This window comes from Streptomyces sp. NPDC091292 (assembly GCF_044757265.1).
In the GTDB taxonomy this organism is placed as follows: domain Bacteria; phylum Actinomycetota; class Actinomycetes; order Streptomycetales; family Streptomycetaceae; genus Streptomyces.
The window spans coordinates 68,052-84,974 of the sequence record NZ_JBIVUQ010000031.1; the positions used below are offsets into that span (position 1 = coordinate 68,052).

General features: G+C 73.2%; 9 protein-coding genes. 5 read left to right on the plus strand and 4 right to left on the minus strand.

Annotated elements, in window-relative coordinates:
* Window positions 1–16: 16 nt before the first annotated feature.
* Window positions 17–1,441, minus strand: a complete 1,425-nt coding sequence (locus ACIQNU_RS40930) for an MFS transporter (protein ID WP_401376901.1) — start codon at window positions 1,439–1,441, stop codon at window positions 17–19.
* A gap of 922 nt (window positions 1,442–2,363) precedes the next feature.
* Here ACIQNU_RS40930 and ACIQNU_RS40935 point away from each other — a divergent pair.
* Entirely contained in the window at window positions 2,364–4,460 is a 2,097-nt protein-coding gene (locus ACIQNU_RS40935; protein ID WP_401376903.1) for an asparagine synthase-related protein, read from the plus strand.
* A gap of 41 nt (window positions 4,461–4,501) precedes the next feature.
* Window positions 4,502–7,810, plus strand: a complete 3,309-nt coding sequence (locus ACIQNU_RS40940) for an AfsR/SARP family transcriptional regulator (RefSeq protein ID WP_401376904.1) — start codon at window positions 4,502–4,504, stop codon at window positions 7,808–7,810.
* A gap of 45 nt (window positions 7,811–7,855) precedes the next feature.
* Here ACIQNU_RS40940 and ACIQNU_RS40945 read toward each other — a convergent pair whose 3' ends face one another.
* Together ACIQNU_RS40945 and ACIQNU_RS40950 are read right to left on the minus strand one after the other, a co-directional pair.
* Window positions 7,856–9,988 carry a sigma-70 family RNA polymerase sigma factor gene (locus ACIQNU_RS40945; protein ID WP_401376906.1) on the minus strand — a complete coding sequence of 711 codons (2,133 nt, stop codon included), beginning with the start codon at window positions 9,986–9,988 and terminating at the stop codon, window positions 7,856–7,858.
* Window positions 9,989–10,155: 167 nt separating this feature from the next.
* On the minus strand, window positions 10,156–10,962 hold the full coding sequence (locus ACIQNU_RS40950; RefSeq protein WP_401376909.1) for a TetR/AcrR family transcriptional regulator: 807 nt from the start codon (window positions 10,960–10,962) through the stop codon (window positions 10,156–10,158).
* Window positions 10,963–11,343: 381 nt separating this feature from the next.
* Here ACIQNU_RS40950 and ACIQNU_RS40955 point away from each other — a divergent pair, with 381 nt between their 5' ends.
* Together ACIQNU_RS40955 and ACIQNU_RS40960 are read left to right on the plus strand one after the other, a co-directional pair.
* On the plus strand, window positions 11,344–12,756 hold the full coding sequence (locus ACIQNU_RS40955) for an NAD(P)/FAD-dependent oxidoreductase (protein WP_401376912.1): 1,413 nt from the start codon (window positions 11,344–11,346) through the stop codon (window positions 12,754–12,756).
* A gap of 137 nt (window positions 12,757–12,893) precedes the next feature.
* Window positions 12,894–14,555, plus strand: a complete 1,662-nt coding sequence (locus ACIQNU_RS40960) for a SpoIIE family protein phosphatase (protein ID WP_401376915.1) — start codon at window positions 12,894–12,896, stop codon at window positions 14,553–14,555.
* Between the two features lie 43 nt (window positions 14,556–14,598).
* Here ACIQNU_RS40960 and ACIQNU_RS40965 read toward each other — a convergent pair whose 3' ends face one another.
* On the minus strand, window positions 14,599–15,897 hold the full coding sequence (locus ACIQNU_RS40965; protein WP_401376917.1) for an MFS transporter: 1,299 nt from the start codon (window positions 15,895–15,897) through the stop codon (window positions 14,599–14,601).
* 104 nt (window positions 15,898–16,001) lie between these two features.
* Between ACIQNU_RS40965 and ACIQNU_RS40970 the strand changes: the two genes are divergently transcribed.
* Window positions 16,002–16,550 carry a MarR family winged helix-turn-helix transcriptional regulator gene (locus tag ACIQNU_RS40970; RefSeq protein WP_401376920.1) on the plus strand — a complete coding sequence of 183 codons (549 nt, stop codon included), beginning with the start codon at window positions 16,002–16,004 and terminating at the stop codon, window positions 16,548–16,550.
* The last annotated feature ends 373 nt before the right edge of the window (window positions 16,551–16,923 follow it).

Sequence of the window (16,923 nt, forward strand, 5' to 3'; positions counted from 1 at the left end):
GCGCGCTCCGGTCCGGTCAGGCCGGTGCCATCAGCAGCGGCCTGGCCCGCTCCCGCAGCTCTACGACGCGCGGCTCGTCCCCGTACGGTTCGAGCCGGTGCAGCAGGTCCTTCACGTACTCGGTGGTCCGCGCCGACGAGATCCGTCCGGCGACCTCCACGGCCCGTACGCCCTGCTCGCAGGCCGCGTCCAGGTTCCCGGACTCCAGCTCGGCGACCGCCGACACGACCAGGCGCAGCCCGTGCGAGCGGACGAACTCCTCCGTCGGCTTCGACAGCGCCTGTTCCGTGAAGCGGCGGACCTGGCGGGGCGCCTTCAGATCGCGGTAGCACTCGGCGGCGTCGGCGGCGAGCCGGTCGTAGGAGTAGAAACCGAGCCAGGACGGGTCGTTGTCGCCGTCGCGTGAGCGCTCCAGCCAGCCTTCGGCGGCTCGCAGGGCGGCGCCCGCGGCGTGCGCGTCACCCGTGCGCGCGTGCGCGCGTGCCTCGACGAGCCGGAAGAAGCTCATGGTGCGGGCGGTGGCCAGGCCACGGTTGCGCTCCAGTGCGGCCTGCGCGAGGTCGACGCCCTCGTCGCCGAAACCGCGGTAGGTCGCCTGGAGGGACATGGACGCCAGGACGTAGCCGCCGAGCGGTACGTCGGCCGCCGCGCGCGCGAGGCGCAGCGCCTGGATGTAGTACCGCTGCGCGGCCTCCTGCTGGCCGGTGTCGAAGGCCATCCAGCCCGCGAGCCGGGTCAGCTCGGCGGAGGCGCCGAACAGCGCCCGGCCCACCTCGTCGGAGTACGAGCCGAGCAGCAGCGGCGCCGCCTCGACGCGCAAGCACTCCGGGACCATCGACGAACGCCAGTCACCGCCGCCGTACTTGGAGTCCCAGCGGCGCGCGTCCTCGGCGGCCTCGCGGAGCTTCAGTACATCGCTGTGGCCCACCTTCAGGGCCGCCGCACTGTCCTCGGCCGGGCTCGCGTCGCGCGCGACGGAGCTGTCGGCCGGGGTTATCAGCCAGCGCGACGCGGGCGTGGCGTACGCGCTCACGGCGAAGGAACCGGCGAGCGACTGCCAGATGCCGCCGCTGCCGGCCCGGCGGCCGGCGAGATCGAGCCGGTACAGCTCGGTCGCGGACTTCACCGCCGCGGCGACGTCCCGGGGGAAGGCGAGGCCCACCTCCGGAGCGGGATCCGCGTCCGCCAGACCGATCTCGTGGAGCGGTACGGGGCGGCCGAGCTTCTGTCCGATGGCCGCCGCGATCAGGTGCGGGGCGGCGCCCTGGGGCACCATGCCCTTCGACACCCAGCGGGCCACGGACGTCTTGTCGTAGCGAAGTGTCAACCCGCGCTGAGCGCCGAGGTCGTTGACTCTCCGCGCGAGTCCTGCATTGCTGATTCCCGCGAGGGCGAGAACGGTGCCGAGCTTTTCGTTCGGCCCGCGTTGCTCCCTGGACATGCGCCACCCCTCGACACAGACGGCTGCCGCGGCGATGGCACCACCGCGCGGCATTCGTGCCGTGTTGTCCCGGAGGCAGCTCCCCGGCCGCCGACCGAATGAGCATGTGGCCGACTCCAGAGGAATATGCCTCCGCGCAACACAGACACACACAGCGTAGTTCGGTGCATCCCATGCGTTAAGAGGCATAGTTCCGGATGGCGAGATTGTTGCCCGCGCGGAAGTGCCGTACCGGTCCTGGCGTGCTCCGCCCGTGTGGCCGTGCGCCCGTGCGTGCGCTCTTCTCCGGCCATGGCCGAACCGCTTCCATGGAGCGTGCGTGGGTCGGCCCGCTGAACTGGATCCAGTGGGCTGGGGGACACCGCCGCCTTCATCCCCGCGGGTGGCGGACCGGTCCGGGAGGTGAACTCCACCTCCCGGACTGTGCGTTGTACCCGCACGCCGGCGGGCCCCGACCCCTGCCCGGTCAGCCCTCGGCGATTTGGCCGAATCTCGCCCATGGGTTACGGGGTGATCGGGGTCCGGAAGTGGTCTCCCGCGCGCGGGAGCTGCGTCATTTATCGGTCAACTACCGCTTTCCGTAAGGGGATCGGGCCGGGGCGGGTGGGGCGCCCGGAGGTTGTCGGGGTCGCCGGGGGACCGGGTCGGGATCGGCCGGGATCGCGCGCGATTCGCGGGGTGTCGGCGGCCGGGGTGGCGCCGGGGCCGGCGTCCGGAGCGGTGTGCGGGTCGGCGTCCCGAGTGGTGTGCGGGTCGGCCCGCGCGGTGGTGTGCGGTTGGCCTGCGAGTTGGCGTGGGTTTGCCAGGGGCGCATGCGGGTGTGCGCGAGCAACCCCGGAGCCCCTCCCACGAGCCTCCTTCGTGGCAGCATGGTGCCGAGTTCGTGAAGTGCACTGGTTGTCCACAGGCTGTGGAGGCGACGATGCGGTGGTTGGTGGGGTGGAGCAGTACCACCGCGGGGCACGCCCACGCGGGCTCCGCCGGTGCCACCGGACCGGACGGCGAGACCCTGCACCCCGTCGGCTCCCAACTCCTGTGGGGCGACCCGGATCCCCTGTGGGCCGTCGGCGACTGGCGCCCCGACGAGGTCCGCGTCGTCAAGGCCGACGCCCAGACCCGTATCGCCGTACTCGGCACCTGCGCCGCGACCGACGAGCAACTGCGCGTCGCCCTGTTCGCCGCGCGCGGGGGCGCACTGCGGCACCTCACCGCATGGGCGGGCAGCTACACGGCCGTCGTCCAGGTCGGCCGCCGCGTCATGGTCGCCGGTGACCTCGCGGGGGCGCGCCCCGTCTTCCATACGCCCTGGGCGGGCGGCACGGCGTACGCCACCGCCGCACTGCCCCTCGCCGACCTCATCGAGGCGCACCTCGACATCGGCCACCTCGCGGCCCTGCTCGCCGCGCCCGACGTCCCCGAGGCCCTGCACGACTCGACGCCCTACCTCGGCGTCCACCGCATCCCGCCGGGCCACGCGCTCATCCTGCGCGCGGGCGCCCGCGAGATCGCCGGCTACGAGCCCGTGGCGTCGCTCGCCGTCGCCGCGCCCGCCGCCGACGCGACCAGCGCCGTGGACGGCGTCAGAGACGCCCTTGTGGAGGCCGTACGGGCCCGCCTGGCCGCCCCGCGGCACGTTCCGGGCAACGACATCGACCCCGGGCCCGTACCGGGCATGGGGCCCGCTGAGCGGCGCGCCGGGCGCGGTATGCCCGTGGCGGGCATCGGCGCCGACCTGTCCGGCGGCCCGGCGTCCGGCACCCTCGCCCTGCTCGCCGCCGGACTGCCCGGCATGCCCGGGACCCTGCTCGGCCACGGCACCGGCGCGGGCGAACGCCTGCTGGCCGTCACCTTCAACGATCTCGCCGTCGGCGGCAGGGAAGCCGAACTCCAGCGCGCGGGGACCATCGCCGCCAACCCGCGCCTGCACCACGTCGTCGTCGCGGCCGGCGAGGAGGCCCTCCCGTACGCCGACCTCGACGGCCCTCTGACCGACGAACCGGGACCCTCGCTGATCACCGCCGCACGCCACCGCGCGCGGCTGGCGTCGGGCAGCGCCGACCACTTCACCGGATACGGCGCACGGCAGGTGCTCGACGCCCACCCCGCGCGCCTGGCCGACCTCCTCATGGACCGTAAACGGCGCCATCTGCTGCGGCCGGTCGCCGCCCTCTCCAAGGCCGACGACTCGGTCTCGATGATGGTCCCCGCGCGCGTGTACGGCGCCGCCCGCCGACTCGCGCGTACGCCCTACCGCGCGGGCGTCGACGGCCTCGCCGACCGGCTCCTGCGCCGCCGTTTCGACGAACCGGGCGGCGCCGTAGGGGCCTCGCTCGCGGCCCTCACCTGGGCGAGACCCGGGCCCGCCGCGCGCTGGCTGACCGGTGAGGCGCTCGCCGAAGTATCGGTTCGCCTCCAGAACGCCACCACCCGCCCGGGACCGGGCCCCGGGCAGCGTCCCGGCGACTTCCGCGCGCGTGCGGCCCTCGCCCGGCACGCGGCCGACCTGCGCGTACTGGAGCAGGCCGCCGAGGTCCGATTCCAGCGCCTGCACGCGCCGTTCCTGGACAACCAGGTCGTCCGCGCGTGCCGTGCCCTCCCCGAAGCACTCCGTGTACGGCCCGGCGCACGCGCCGACATCCTGCGCGCCGTCCTGGAGGGCGCCGGAGTCGCCGACCTGCCGGACGGCTGGGGCGCCCCGTCGCACGCCACGAACGCCACCGCCGCGCGCAAGGGGCTGCGGGTTGCCGCCCTCGACCTGATGACCCTCTTCGACACGCCCCTGCTCGCCGACGCGGGGCTGGTCGAGGCGCGCGTCGTCCGCAAGGCGCTCCGCGCGGCGGCGGACGGCGAACCCCTGCCCCTGGACGGCCTCGCCGACCTGGTCTCCCTGGAGCTGTGGCTCCGCCGCCTCCTCTCCCGCCGAGGCACCTGCTGGACAGGCACCCCGGCCCGCCAACGAGCGGTCCCGACGGGGTCGGTGGTACCGCAACGCGGGGCGCTGGGGACGGCGGCCCACTGAACCCGGGCGCGAGGAGCCCGAGGTCCGGCCAGAATGACCAGGTGCGGTACAGAATCCTGGGCACCACGGAGGCGACGACGGACGAGGGCACCCCGCTGCGGCTGGGCGGCCCCCGCCTCCGCGCCCTGCTCACCACCCTCACCCTCCACCCCTCCCGCACCGTCCCCGTCGTCACCCTCATCACGGAGATCTGGCCCCCCGACGCCCCACCGTCACCGGCGGCGCCCCCGCCCCCGGCCGACCCCCCGGCCGCCCTTCAGGCACTGATCGCCCGCCTCCGCCGCACCCTCGGCAAGGACGCCATCACCTCGGAACCCGGCGGCTACCGCCTCACGGCCACCCCCGCCGACATCGACCTGTTCGTCTTCGACACCCTCGCGCGCGAGGGCATCACCGCCCTGAACACGGGCGACCCGGCGAAGGCGGCCCGTACGCTGCGCGAGGCCCTGTCCCTCTGGCGCGGCCCGGCCCTCGCCGACCTCCCCGACCGCACGGCCGCGACCCGCCCCGAGGCACAGCGGGCGGAGGCGACCCGGGCCCGTATCGAGGCGGACCTCCGACTCGGCCGCGCACTCGACCTCGTACCGGAGTTGCGGGAACTCACCGGGGCCCACCCGTACGACGAGCCCCTGCACGCCCTGCTCATCCGCGCCCTGCGGGCCACCGGCCGGACCGCCGACGCGCTGACCGCGTACGAGCACGTCCGCCGCACCCTCGCCGGGGACCTGGGCACCGATCCCGGACCGGAACTCCGGGCGTTGTATGCGGAGTTGCTGAATCCGGATGCCGGATCGGAGGGGGCGGAATCGGAGGGGGCGGAATCGGTGGGGCGGCTTGACCGCGGGCGGCCTGACCGCGGGCGATCCGATCCCGGGCTGCCCGAACCGGGTGAGCGGAATGGGAACATCCGCCCCCGTTTGACATCTTTCGTCGGACGGGAACCTGAACTCGACGCGATCCGTTCGGACATACAGAGAGCACGCCTGGTCACCCTCACCGGACCGGGCGGCTCGGGCAAGACCCGCCTCGCCGAGGAAGCCGCCGCCGGGCATCCGCAGGCATGGCTGGCCGAGCTGGCCCCGCTCGACCGGCCCGAGGCGGTTCCCGGCGCCGTGGTCAGTGCCCTCGGTCTGCGCGAGACCGTGCTGATGACCAGCGAGCTGACGGTGCCGCAGGACGACCCGGTCGCCCTGCTCGTCGAGTACTGCGCCCCGCGCAGCCTGCTCCTGCTCCTTGACAACTGCGAACATGTCATCGGCGCCGCCGCCGAGTTGGCCGAGACCCTCCTCACCCGCTGCCCGGGTCTCACCGTCCTCGCCACCAGCCGCGAGCCCCTCGGCGTCCCCGGCGAGTCGGTCCGCCCGGTGGAACCCCTGCCACCGCACCCGGCCCACCGCCTGTTCACCGAGCGCGCCCAGGCGGTCCGCCCCGGCTTCGACCTCACGCGCGAGGCGGACGCCGTCACCGAGATCTGCCGCCGCCTCGACGGCCTGCCGCTGGCCATCGAGCTGGCAGCCGCGCGCCTGCGGCTGCTCACACCCCGGCAGATCGCCGACCGCCTCGACGACCGCTTCCGGCTGCTCACCAGCGGCAGCCGTACGGCGCTGCCCCGCCAGCAGACCCTGCGCGCGGTGGTCGACTGGTCCTGGGACCTCCTGGACGACCAGGAGCGCGGGGTCCTGCGCGAGGCGTCCGTCTTCGCGGGCGGCTGGGACATAGGCGCCGCGGAATCCGTCTGCGGCCCCTCCGCCGCCGAGCTGATCGGCGCCCTCGTGGACAAGTCCCTGGTCGTTGCCGCCCCCGGAGACCCGGCCGAGGGCGACGGCATGCGGTATCGCATGCTCGAAACCATCCACGAGTACGTGACCGAGCGCGCCGCCGAGACCCCCGCACTGCTCGCCGCCGCCGAGCACCGCCACTCCGCCTGGGTCCGCGCCCTGGTCGAGGAGGCCGACCCGCTCCTCCGCTCGGCCGCCCAACTGCCCTGGATCCGCCGCCTGGAGACGGAGATGGACAACATCAGGGCCGCCCTCGACCGCGCCCTGACCGCCCGCGACGAGGAACAGGCCGCCGCCCTCGCCCTCGCCACCGGCTGGTTCTGGTGGCTGCGCAACTACCGCAGGGAGGCCATCGAATGGACCAGCGCGATCATGAGCCTGAGCGCGGACCAGGCGGACGCGGGGGACGGGGCGGAGAGCGGGAGCGACCCGAACTTCTGGCCACGGATGAGCGTGCTGATGCTGCACTTCTTCCTGCTGTCGGAGACGGCGGCGGTGGACTCCTACGGTGAGGACTACGCGGAGGCGCGCGCGTCCATCGCGCGCGTGCGGCGCGCCTTCTCCCGGCCAGGACCGGCCGCGGCCAGGTTCCCCGGGCTGCTGTGGCCGTTCGCGGCGCTCTACCTCGACACCCCGAGCGAGGTATGGCCCCATCTGGAGAAGGCGGTGGACAACTGCCGCAGATACGGCGGCGACTGGGAGGTCGGCGTCACGCTGATGTTCCGCACGCATCTCGCCGTCGACTCACCCGGCGGACTGCACGGCGTGGACGACGACCTCGCCGAACTGCGGGTGCTCAGCCGCCGCTCCGGCGACCGGTGGATGCGCGCCCAGGTGTGCGGCGCGGCGGGCGAGACGGCGATGCTGAGGGGACGCTTCGCCGAGGCCAAGGAGGAGTACGAGGAGGCGCTGCGCCTCGCGTACGAGGTGGGGGCGTATGCCGAGTCCCCGTTCCTGATCGCCAGGCTCGCGGAGATCGCCTATCGCGAGGGAGACCGGCTGACGGCGCAGAAGGCACTGGACGAGGCGGGCACGGCGGCCGATCGGTACGGGGTGACGGACTCCAGCACCTTCGTGCACATGATGCGGGCCGTCATCGGCCTGGAGGAGGGGGACGTGGCCGGTGCGCGGGCGTCGGCGGACGCCGCCCGCCAGGAGTTCCGGCGCGGCACACCGCCCCCGCACTTCGCCGCCGGGCTGACCGGGATCGAGGCGAGGGTGACGGCCGCCGAGTCGGGGCCGGGGTCGGCGCTGCCGGTATTGTCCGCCGGTTTGCGGGAGGCGGTGGACAGCGGCTGTTCGGAGGTGGTCACGGCGTCGCTGGTGGACGTCGGGGCCCTTCTGCTCGGACGGCTCGGCGACCATCCGCGCGCGGTGCGACTGCTGGCGGCGGCCGAGACCCTGCGCGGCGGCCTTCCGCGCCCGGAGCCGGAGCGCACCGAGGCGGACACGGTGGAGCGGGGTGCGAAGGCGGCGCTCGGCGCGGCGCGCTGCACCGAGGAACACACGGCGGGCAGCCACCTCACCCTGGACGACGTGTTCACCGAACTCGCCGAGGCACTGAGCGCGTAACCGGGCAGCCGCCGTAACAGCGCAGCCGTACCGCCACGCCCCGCCTCAGCTGCACGTGAGGCGGGAGTTCGCCCAGTCCGCCAGGGTCAACGCGTCGAAGGGGGTGTGCGGTTCGACGACCAGGCGGATCGTCTTGCGGCCCGTGAGGTCCACATGGACGGGCACCGCGGGGTCGCCGCCCTTGATCAGCGGGGAGGTCCACAGGGGAGTGTCGTCGCCGAACACGGAGAACCGCACCTGGCCGAGCCCCCTCGTCATGTCGTCGATGCCGACGACCGCGTCGTAGGCGGTGCACTCGCGGTTGAGGTCGATGGTGACGGAGGACCGGCCGTGGACGGTCACGCCGTTCGCGTACCGTTCGCCGCCGATCGTCAGGCCCTGGCGCTGCCACACCCAACTGCTCTCGGTGAGCCGCATCTCGGGCTCGCTGCCGTCACCGAGGACGCCGTACCGCAGCTCGCTCCACTGGTAGACGGCCGGGGCCGGAGCGGGCGGTGTGGGCTTCGGCGGGGTCGGCGTCGGGGTGGGGCTGGGCCTGCTCGGGGTGGGCTTCGGCGTCGGCTCGGGTGTGGGGCTGGGCGTCGGCTCGGGCGTCGGGGTGGGGGTCGGCGCGGGCTCGGCCGCCGGCGCGGGGGGCGGCGGCTTCGGCTTGGGCGAGGGCGGCGTCGGTTCGGGCGGCGCCTCCGGGTGGGAGACCGGCGGCTTGGCCTGGGGCTTGTCGGGCGGCGTCGCGTCGTTGCCGGCGAGGGCCAGCGCCACCGCGACGGCGGCGGCCACGACGACCGCGGCACCGATACCGGCCTTCACCGGCGTTCCGACCGCCTCGGAGGCCGCCGCACCCGCACCCGCGCCGCCGGACCCACCGCCCGTGGCACCACCGCTCGCCGCCGCTGCCGCGCCCGCCGCACCGGCCGCGCCCGCACCCGCGGCACCGCCGCCGATGAGCGCGGCGACCTTCGCGTACCCGGCGGCGCCGAACCAACCGATGACCGCGATCGGCACGACACCGGGGATGCCGCTGGCGACTTCCTTGATCTGACCGGCCGCGAGCCGACACTTGGCGCACTCCTCCAGGTGCTTGCGCAGACCGCGTTCGGCGCGAGTGCGCAGGCCGCCGCGCGCGTAGGCGCCGAGCCGGTCGGCGTAGCTGGCGCACTCCTCGCTCTCGGTGAGCGTGGCGCTGACATGGGCCTGGAGATACGCCTGCTTGAGGCCCTCGCGGGCGCGGCTGGCGAGGACCCGGGTGCCGTTGGCGTCGAGGCCGAAGAGCGTGGCGACCTCGCTCGGCGACTCGTCCTCGACCTCGGTGTGCCACAGGACGGCCTGCCAGCGCTCGGGGAGGCTGCGGAACGCCTGCATGGCCATCGACTGCTCGGCCTCGTGCATGGCGCGCACATCGGCGCCCAGTTCGAGGGTGTCGTCGTCGGAGACCTCGGCGCTCCGGGCGGCCTGCACGGCGAACACCGCGAAGTCGTCGACCAGTTGCTCGCGCTTGGCGGACTTCGTCCAGTTCGCGGCCACGCGCCGTACGGTGGTCAGCAGATAGGCCCGTACGGCGTGCTCGGGCCCCGAACCGCCGCGTACGGCCTGGAGCATGCGGGCGAAGACCTCGGCGGTGAGGTCGTCGGCGGTGTGCGCGTCACGGCAGCAGGTCCGTGCGTAGCGCCGGACGGCTTCCGCGTGCCGGCGGTACAGCTCCTCGTACGCGGAGTCCTCGCCGGAGCGCATCCGGCTGATCAACTCGGTGTCGGCGGGCGGCAGATCCCCGGAGTCCGACGGCGCCGGGTCGATCTCACCGGCACCGAACACGGTCCGCTCACCGCGCTCCGGAACCCCGCGCCCCGGACCTCCGCGCCCAAGACTCCCGGGCTCCCGCTGCGACGGCACGGCCTCGATGGACGCCCCACCCGCCTCACCGGAAGCACCACCCGCCCCGGACGCACCAGAGCCACCGGACCCTCCAGCAGCACCGGACGCCCCAGAAACACCGGAGGCACCCGACGGTCCGGACGCCCCGGACGGCCCCGACTGACCAGGCACTGCGGGCAAGCCGGGCAGGCCGGACGAGGAGGAGGCGGACCCGCTCGGTCCGCCCTGGCTCGGCACCTGCCGGGGCGGCGGCCCGCCGGTCTCGCCGGCGCCGCCGTCCTCCGGCTCGTCCCGCCCGTCAACGCTCATCGCGGAAAGCCCCCGCCCGCACACTCAGACCCGACATCGGGAAAGAGTGCCACACGGCCCCCTCGGCGCCGAGGGGGAAGCGCATCTACCACTCATCCGAGGCGACTTACCGCACCTGAGCGCCAAGGGTCACCCGAAAGAGCCGCCCCTTCACCCCTCCACCGGCGTCACCCTCCCGACGGGCGCGACCGCAGCCCCTCCAGCAGGATGTCGAGGAGCCGGGCCGACGCCGCCGCCTGCTGAGCCGCGTCCGGAAGCGAGGGCGCCGCGGTGGCGATCACGAGCAGGACGTCCGACACGGTCACGTCGGGACGCAGCTCACCCGCCGCCCGCGCCCGGTCCACGAGCCGCCCGACGACTTCGAGCAGGGCGTCCGCACCCGAGTCGCCGAGATCCGGCGTCTCGTCCGCCGGCGCCGAACGCTGTTCGATCAGGCGTACGTCCGCCGGCGCGACCGCGGAGTCCGCGTCGGCCGCCGCCCGCTGCTGCGGCACCCGGGTCTCGTCCCGCACGGTCTCGCCCGGGACGGCGTCCTCGGGCTCGTCGTCCACGTCCACGCGCAGCACGTGCGGCGGCAGCAGCCGGCCGGCGCCGGACGCCACGGACGTCCGCAGGAAGCGCGACAGCGCCGACCACGGCTCGTCCTCCTGCCCCAGAGCGGTCCGCGCCTGGTCGGTCAGCCGGGAGGTCTCCTCCTCGGCGATCCGCCGTACCAGGACGTCCTTGCTCGGGAAGCGGCGGTAGACCGTGCCGACGCCGACGCGCGCGCGGCGGGCGACGTCCTCCATCGGCGCGCCGTACCCCAGCTCACCGAAGACCTCTCGGGCCGCGCGCAGGACATGTTCAAGGTTGCGCTGGGCATCCACGCGCAGCGGTGCCGTCCGTCCACCGTCGGCCCCGCGGCCATTCCCGCCGGCGGGCACGCCGGTCGTCATGGCAGACGCTGTCGTCCAATGTTGGTCCTGAATGTGCATAGTGATCCCCCGGTAATGACGTCTCCCCCCGGAGACTCTCCCTGCCGATCGGCAGCCGGAGCATGGAGAACGAGCGCTGAACCACGGACCCCCCGTCGAAAGGGCCCGCCGAGCGCGTCCCCCGACACCCCGACGACACACGAACATAGTTGAGCGGGGGTCAATTCAGAAGGGGCACGCTCCGGACGAGGTGCCGCCCGATCGGAGTACGCACCGGTTCCACCCCGATTGCCCCCCTGCCCCCGCTCCGGATCCCACCCCCTGACCTGCGGTTTTCTCCGGAGCGCCGATGATACGCCCGAAGCGGCGCGCGGTCCGCTTCCAGTCACACAATTTGCCGAGCCTGTGGACAAACTCCGAAGGTCGTTGCGTCATGGGGAGGTGAAGGCTGCCAATTCCCCGGGGACGCCCCCGGGCCCGACGCCGGCCACGCGCATTCTCGTGATCGGCGGCGGCTACGTCGGGATGTACACCGCGCTGCGCCTCCAGCGGAAGCTGAAACAGGAGCTGCGCCGCGGCGAGGTCGAGATCGTGGTGGTCACCCCCGAGCCCTACATGACCTATCAGCCGTTCCTCCCGGAGGCAGCGGCCGGATCGATCTCCCCGCGGCATGTCGTCGTCCCGCTGCGCCGCGTACTCGACCAGTGCCGGATCGTCATCGGCGAGGCCCGATCCGTGCAGCACGCCAAGCGCACGGCGACCGTGACGACCCTCGCCACCGAGGAGGAACACACCGGCGCCGCCGAGATCACGTACGACGAACTCGTCATCGCGCCCGGCTCCGTCTCGCGGACGCTGCCCGTGCCCGGTCTCGCGGAACACGGCATCGGTTTCAAGACGGTCGAAGAGGCCATCGGGCTGCGCAACCACGTCATCGAACAGATGGACATCGCGTCCTCCACCCGCGACCCGTCGATCCGTGACGCGGCCCTCACCTTCGTCTTCGTCGGCGGCGGCTACGCGGGCGTGGAGGCGCTCGGCGAGCTGGAGGACATGGCCCGCTACACCGCGCGGTACTACCACAACGTCACGCCCGACGACATGAAATGGATACTCGTCGAGGCATCGGACCGCATCCTCCCCGAGGTCGGCGCGGAGATGGGCACGTACACGGTCAGCAGGCTGCGCAAACGCAACATCGACGTCCGCCTGGAGACCCGCCTCGACAGCTGCGAGGACCGGATCGCCGTCCTCAGCGACGGGTCGCGCTTCCCCACCCGCACCCTCGTGTGGACGGCCGGCGTGAAACCGCACCCCCTGCTCGCCGCGACGGACCTTCCGCTGAACGCGCGCGGGCGGCTGAAATGCACCGCCCAGCTCAGCGTGGAAGGGGTGCCCCACGCGTGGGGTGCCGGTGATGCGGCGGCCGTACCCGATGTGACCGCCGGCGAACCCGGCAAGGAGACCGCGCCCAACGCCCAGCACGCGCTGCGCCAGGCGAAGGTGCTCGGCGACAACATCGCCGCGTCCCTGCACGGCCGCCCCCTGGAGACGTACGCGCACCGCTACGTCGGCTCCGTCGCCTCCCTCGGCCTCCACAAAGGCGTCGCCTACGTCTACGGACGGAAGCTGAAGGGCTACCCTGCCTGGTTCATGCACCGCGTCTACCACCTGAGCCGGGTACCGACCTTCAACCGCAAGGCGCGCGTCCTCGCCGAATGGACGCTCGCCGGTCTCTTCAAACGGGAGATCGTCTCCCTGGGGTCACTCGAACACCCCAGAGCGGAGTTCGAACTCGCGGCCGGGGGAAAACACCCTCAGGATCCGAATCAGGACCCGAAGGGGTCGTCCTGACCGGAGTCAGGAACTCCGTCGGCACCACCGGCGTCTGACGGATGTCGGTCCTGTCGGCCAGACTGGCTCCTGCGACCCTGGCTCCTGCGACCATGGGCGGCCCTGCCCGCCCCTCGACCTCACGAGGCTTCTACCCAGTGAACTTCACGCGCTGGAGCGCCCGGCTCCCCGGAACGCAGCGCCGAGCCGCCGCCCGGTCCGAACACAGCGCCTCCCCGGCCCCGCTGGGCGACAGCTCGGTGCCCGCCGCCCGCGCCGAGCACCTGACAGGACCCGCCGCCCTCGCGTCCGCCGTCGAGGACCTTCCGGTACGCGAGGTCCTCGACCGCATCCCCGCGCTCGTCGCCCTCGTCCAGGGCCCGGACCACCGCATCGCGTACGTCAACGACGCCTATACGGCGGCGTTCGGCGCCCGCCCCACCGGCGAGCCCGCGCACGAGGCGCTGCCCGAGCTGGACGCCCTCGGCCTGCTGCCCCTCCTCGACCAGGTCCTGCGCAGCGCCAAGCCCCGTACGGTCAAGTCGCGCAAAGCACCCGACGGCCGCTCCTACACCTTCACCTGCACCCCCGTCGACGCGCTCGGCGCCCCCGGCGACGACAGCCCCGGAGGCGGCGTCCTGATCTTCGCCGCCGACGTCACCGACCACGCGGAGGCCGCCGCGCGGCTGCGCGCGAGCGAACGCAGCCAGCGCGAGACCGCCGTCACGCTGCAGCGCTCCCTGCTGCCCCAGGAGCTGGAGCAGCCCGACGACCTGCGCATCGCCGCCACCTACCACCCGGGCGGCACGGAGGCCGCGGTCGGCGGCGACTGGTACGACGTGATCACCCTCGGCGGCGGACGCACCGCCCTCGTCATCGGCGACGTCATGGGCCGGGGCGTGCGCGCGGCGGCCGTCATGGGCCAACTCCGCACGGCGGTCCGGGCGTACGCCCGCCTGGACCTGCCCCCGCACGAGGTGCTGCAACTCCTCGACGGCCTCGCCACCGAGATCGACGCCAACCAGATCGCCACCTGCGCGTACGCCGTCCACGACCCCAACGAGGGCCGCCTGGTGTACGCGTCGGCGGGCCATCTGCCGATCCTCGTACGCGACGAGAACGGCGTCGTGCACCGCGCCGAGGAACCCACAGGACCGCCGCTCGGCACGGGCGGCTGGCTGCACGCGTCCGGCTCGATCCCGCTCGGCCCCGGCTCGACCGCCGTGCTCTACACCGACGGGCTCGTCGAGCGGCGCGGCGAGGACATCGACGTCGGCGTCGCCGCACTCGAAGAAGCCCTCGCGGGCGCCACGGGCACCCCGCAGGTCGTCTGCGACCGGCTGGTCCGCAGCGCGGGCGTCACCGCGGACCACGACGACGACGTCGCCGTGCTCGTCCTCCAGCACCCGGCCCGCACCGGCCCCGGCGGCGAACTCTTCCGCAACGCCGCACTCGAACTCCTCGGCGGCATCGAGGCGACCCCCCGCGCGCGTGCCTTCGCCTCGGGCGTCCTCACCAGCTGGCGCTTCGGCTCCGAACTGCACGACCTGGGCGTCCTCGCCGCCAGCGAACTCGTCGCGAACTCCCTTCAGCACGGCACCCCGCCGATGCGCCTGCGGCTGCGCCGCACCGACCGCCGCCTGATCATCGAGGTCACCGACGGCGACGACCACCTGCCACGCCGCCGCCGCGCCGAGCCCGCCGACGAGGCGGGACGCGGCATCGCCATCGTCGCCACGATCGCCTCCGGCTGGGGCTCCCGCCGGACCCCGGGCGGCGGCAAGGCCGTGTGGTGCGAGTTCGCCCTCCCGGCCACCTGACGACGACCGGACCTGCCCGGCGCCCGATCTGTGGAGCCCCGGCTCAGGCGCTCGTGGGCGCGGTCTCCGGCAGGCTCTGCGCTATGACCCGGGTCTTCGCGAGCGACGGCTGATCCTGCACCGGCGTCAGCCGGCGCCCCAGCCGCAGCGCCAGCGCGGTGATGCCCAGCGAGAACAGCAGAAACGTCACGATGTACGGGGCGTGCAGCGACGCCCCCATCGGGCCGCCCACCGCCGGACCGACCGCGAGAGCGAGCTGCTTGACCAGGGCGAAGGCCGAGTTGTACTGGCCGACCATCCCGCCCGGCGCGAGATCCGCGACGAGCGGCGCCACGGTCGGCGCCAGCATCGACTCACCGAGCCCGAACAGCGCGTACGTCGAGATGAACGCGGCCGTCGCCATCGCCTCGCTGCCGTGCCCGAGCCCCGCATACCCGGCGGCGGCCCATGCCACGGCCCAGATCAGCCCCACGGCGGCTATCACCCGCGAACGCCTGCGGTACTCGACGAACCGGAGCACTGCGAACTGCGCGATGACGATCACCGCGGTGTTCGCGGCGAGCGCGATGCCCAGCGTGGACGGCGATATCCCCGCCGCCTCCACGCCGTACGCCGACAGGCCCGACTCGAACTGGCCGTAGCAAGCGAAGAACAGCACGAAGCCCAGCACACACAGCTGCACCATCGCCCGGTGCCGCAGCAGCACCCGCAGCCCGCCGCCCGCGCTCATGCCGTCCTTGCCGTTCCTGGGACGGGCGTCGGGTATCGAGGGGGCGTGCGGCATCCGCGTGGTGGCGGCTATGCCCGCCAGCACCAGGAACATCACGGCCTCGATCGAGAACAGCAGCGTGAAGGTGCCCGGCCGGTGCTCGTCGACGAGCTGGCCGCCGATGAGCCCGCCTATGCCCAGGCCCAGGTTCTGCAGGAAGAACTGGGTCGCGAACGCGCGCGTGCGGGTCGCGGTGCCGGCGCACCACACGATCATCGTCGCCAGCGCAGGCTGCATCACGGCCGTCCCCGCGCCGAGCACCGCCGCCGACAGGATCGCCACCGGCCCACTCGTGGCGAGCCCGAGCGACAGCGCGCCGACGGACGCCACCAGGGCGCCGCTGACCAGCACGGGAAGGGGTCCGCGCCGGTCGATCACCCGGCCGATGAAGGGCAGGACGACGAGAGCGGCCATGGCGAAGGCGGCGAGCACGACGCCCGCCGCGGCCGACCCCAGGCCCCGCACCTGTGCCACATAGACATAGAGGAACGGAACCGTGAAGCCGATACCGAACGCGCTCAGCGCGCTTCCCGCCTGGATCCGGCGCATCGCCGCGCCCATCGCCCTGGTCACTTTCACCTGTCCTTAGATCTGAAGACTTCGAAGCTAAAGTTAGAGCCTTAACAATACACACAGAAGGACTTCGATGCCAAGCGCCTTCGTGCGATACTCACCCCATGGGTGACACCCCCGGCGCCGGCGAGCCGTCTCTCGACGAACAGATCGCCGCCTACCAGCGCGAGTTCCAGGACCTGGACCCCCAGGTCGAGAAGATCGTGTCGGCCCTCGGCCGCCTCAACCGCCGTATGAACGTCGCCTACGGCCGCCAGACCGCCAACCTCGGACTCAGCAACGCCGAGTGGGAGGTCCTCAAGGCCCTGGTCCTGGCCGGCGCCCCCTACCAACTGGGCCCCGGCGACCTCGCCAAGCGCCTCGGTCTCACCCCCGCCGCCATGACCCACCGCATCGACCGCATGGTCGGCGAGGGCCTGGTCACCCGCGAGCGCGACGAGACCAACCGGGTACGCGTGATCATCGAGCTGACCGACGAGGGCCGGCAGAAGTGGCTGGGCGCCATGCAGCTCGCGTCGGTCTTCGAGGAGGACCTGCTCCAGGACCTCTCCGCGGCCGAGCGAGCAGTGCTCGGCGAGGTGCTGACCCGGCTGCTGCGCCGCGTGGAGCACGCCCAGCCGGACGCCGGCGGCCGACTCAGCGACCTGGACTGACGCCGTCCCGGCTGGTCGGCGGCGGAAGGTTGACATCCCCCGTACCGATCCGTAAAGTCCTCCGGGTTGCCACGGAGCCGTAACGGTTCTTCGGCAGCACCTCCCGCCGCGATAGCGGCATCCAAACTCTCAGCACGACCCCCAACGGGAATGAATTCGGCATGTCCGAATTCAATTTCGAGAGACCCGATTATGAGTCTCCGGGAAGACCCGCTAGAGTTTGATCCGTCGGAACGGCCCGCAAGGCCGGAAAGACAATGCAAGTCCCGCCGACCGGGAATCGGAGCCGAAAGGGTCTGATAGAGTCGGAAACACCGAAGGGAAGCCCGGAGGAAAGCCGCAGAGAGTGTTCTGGGGTGAGTACAAAGGAAGC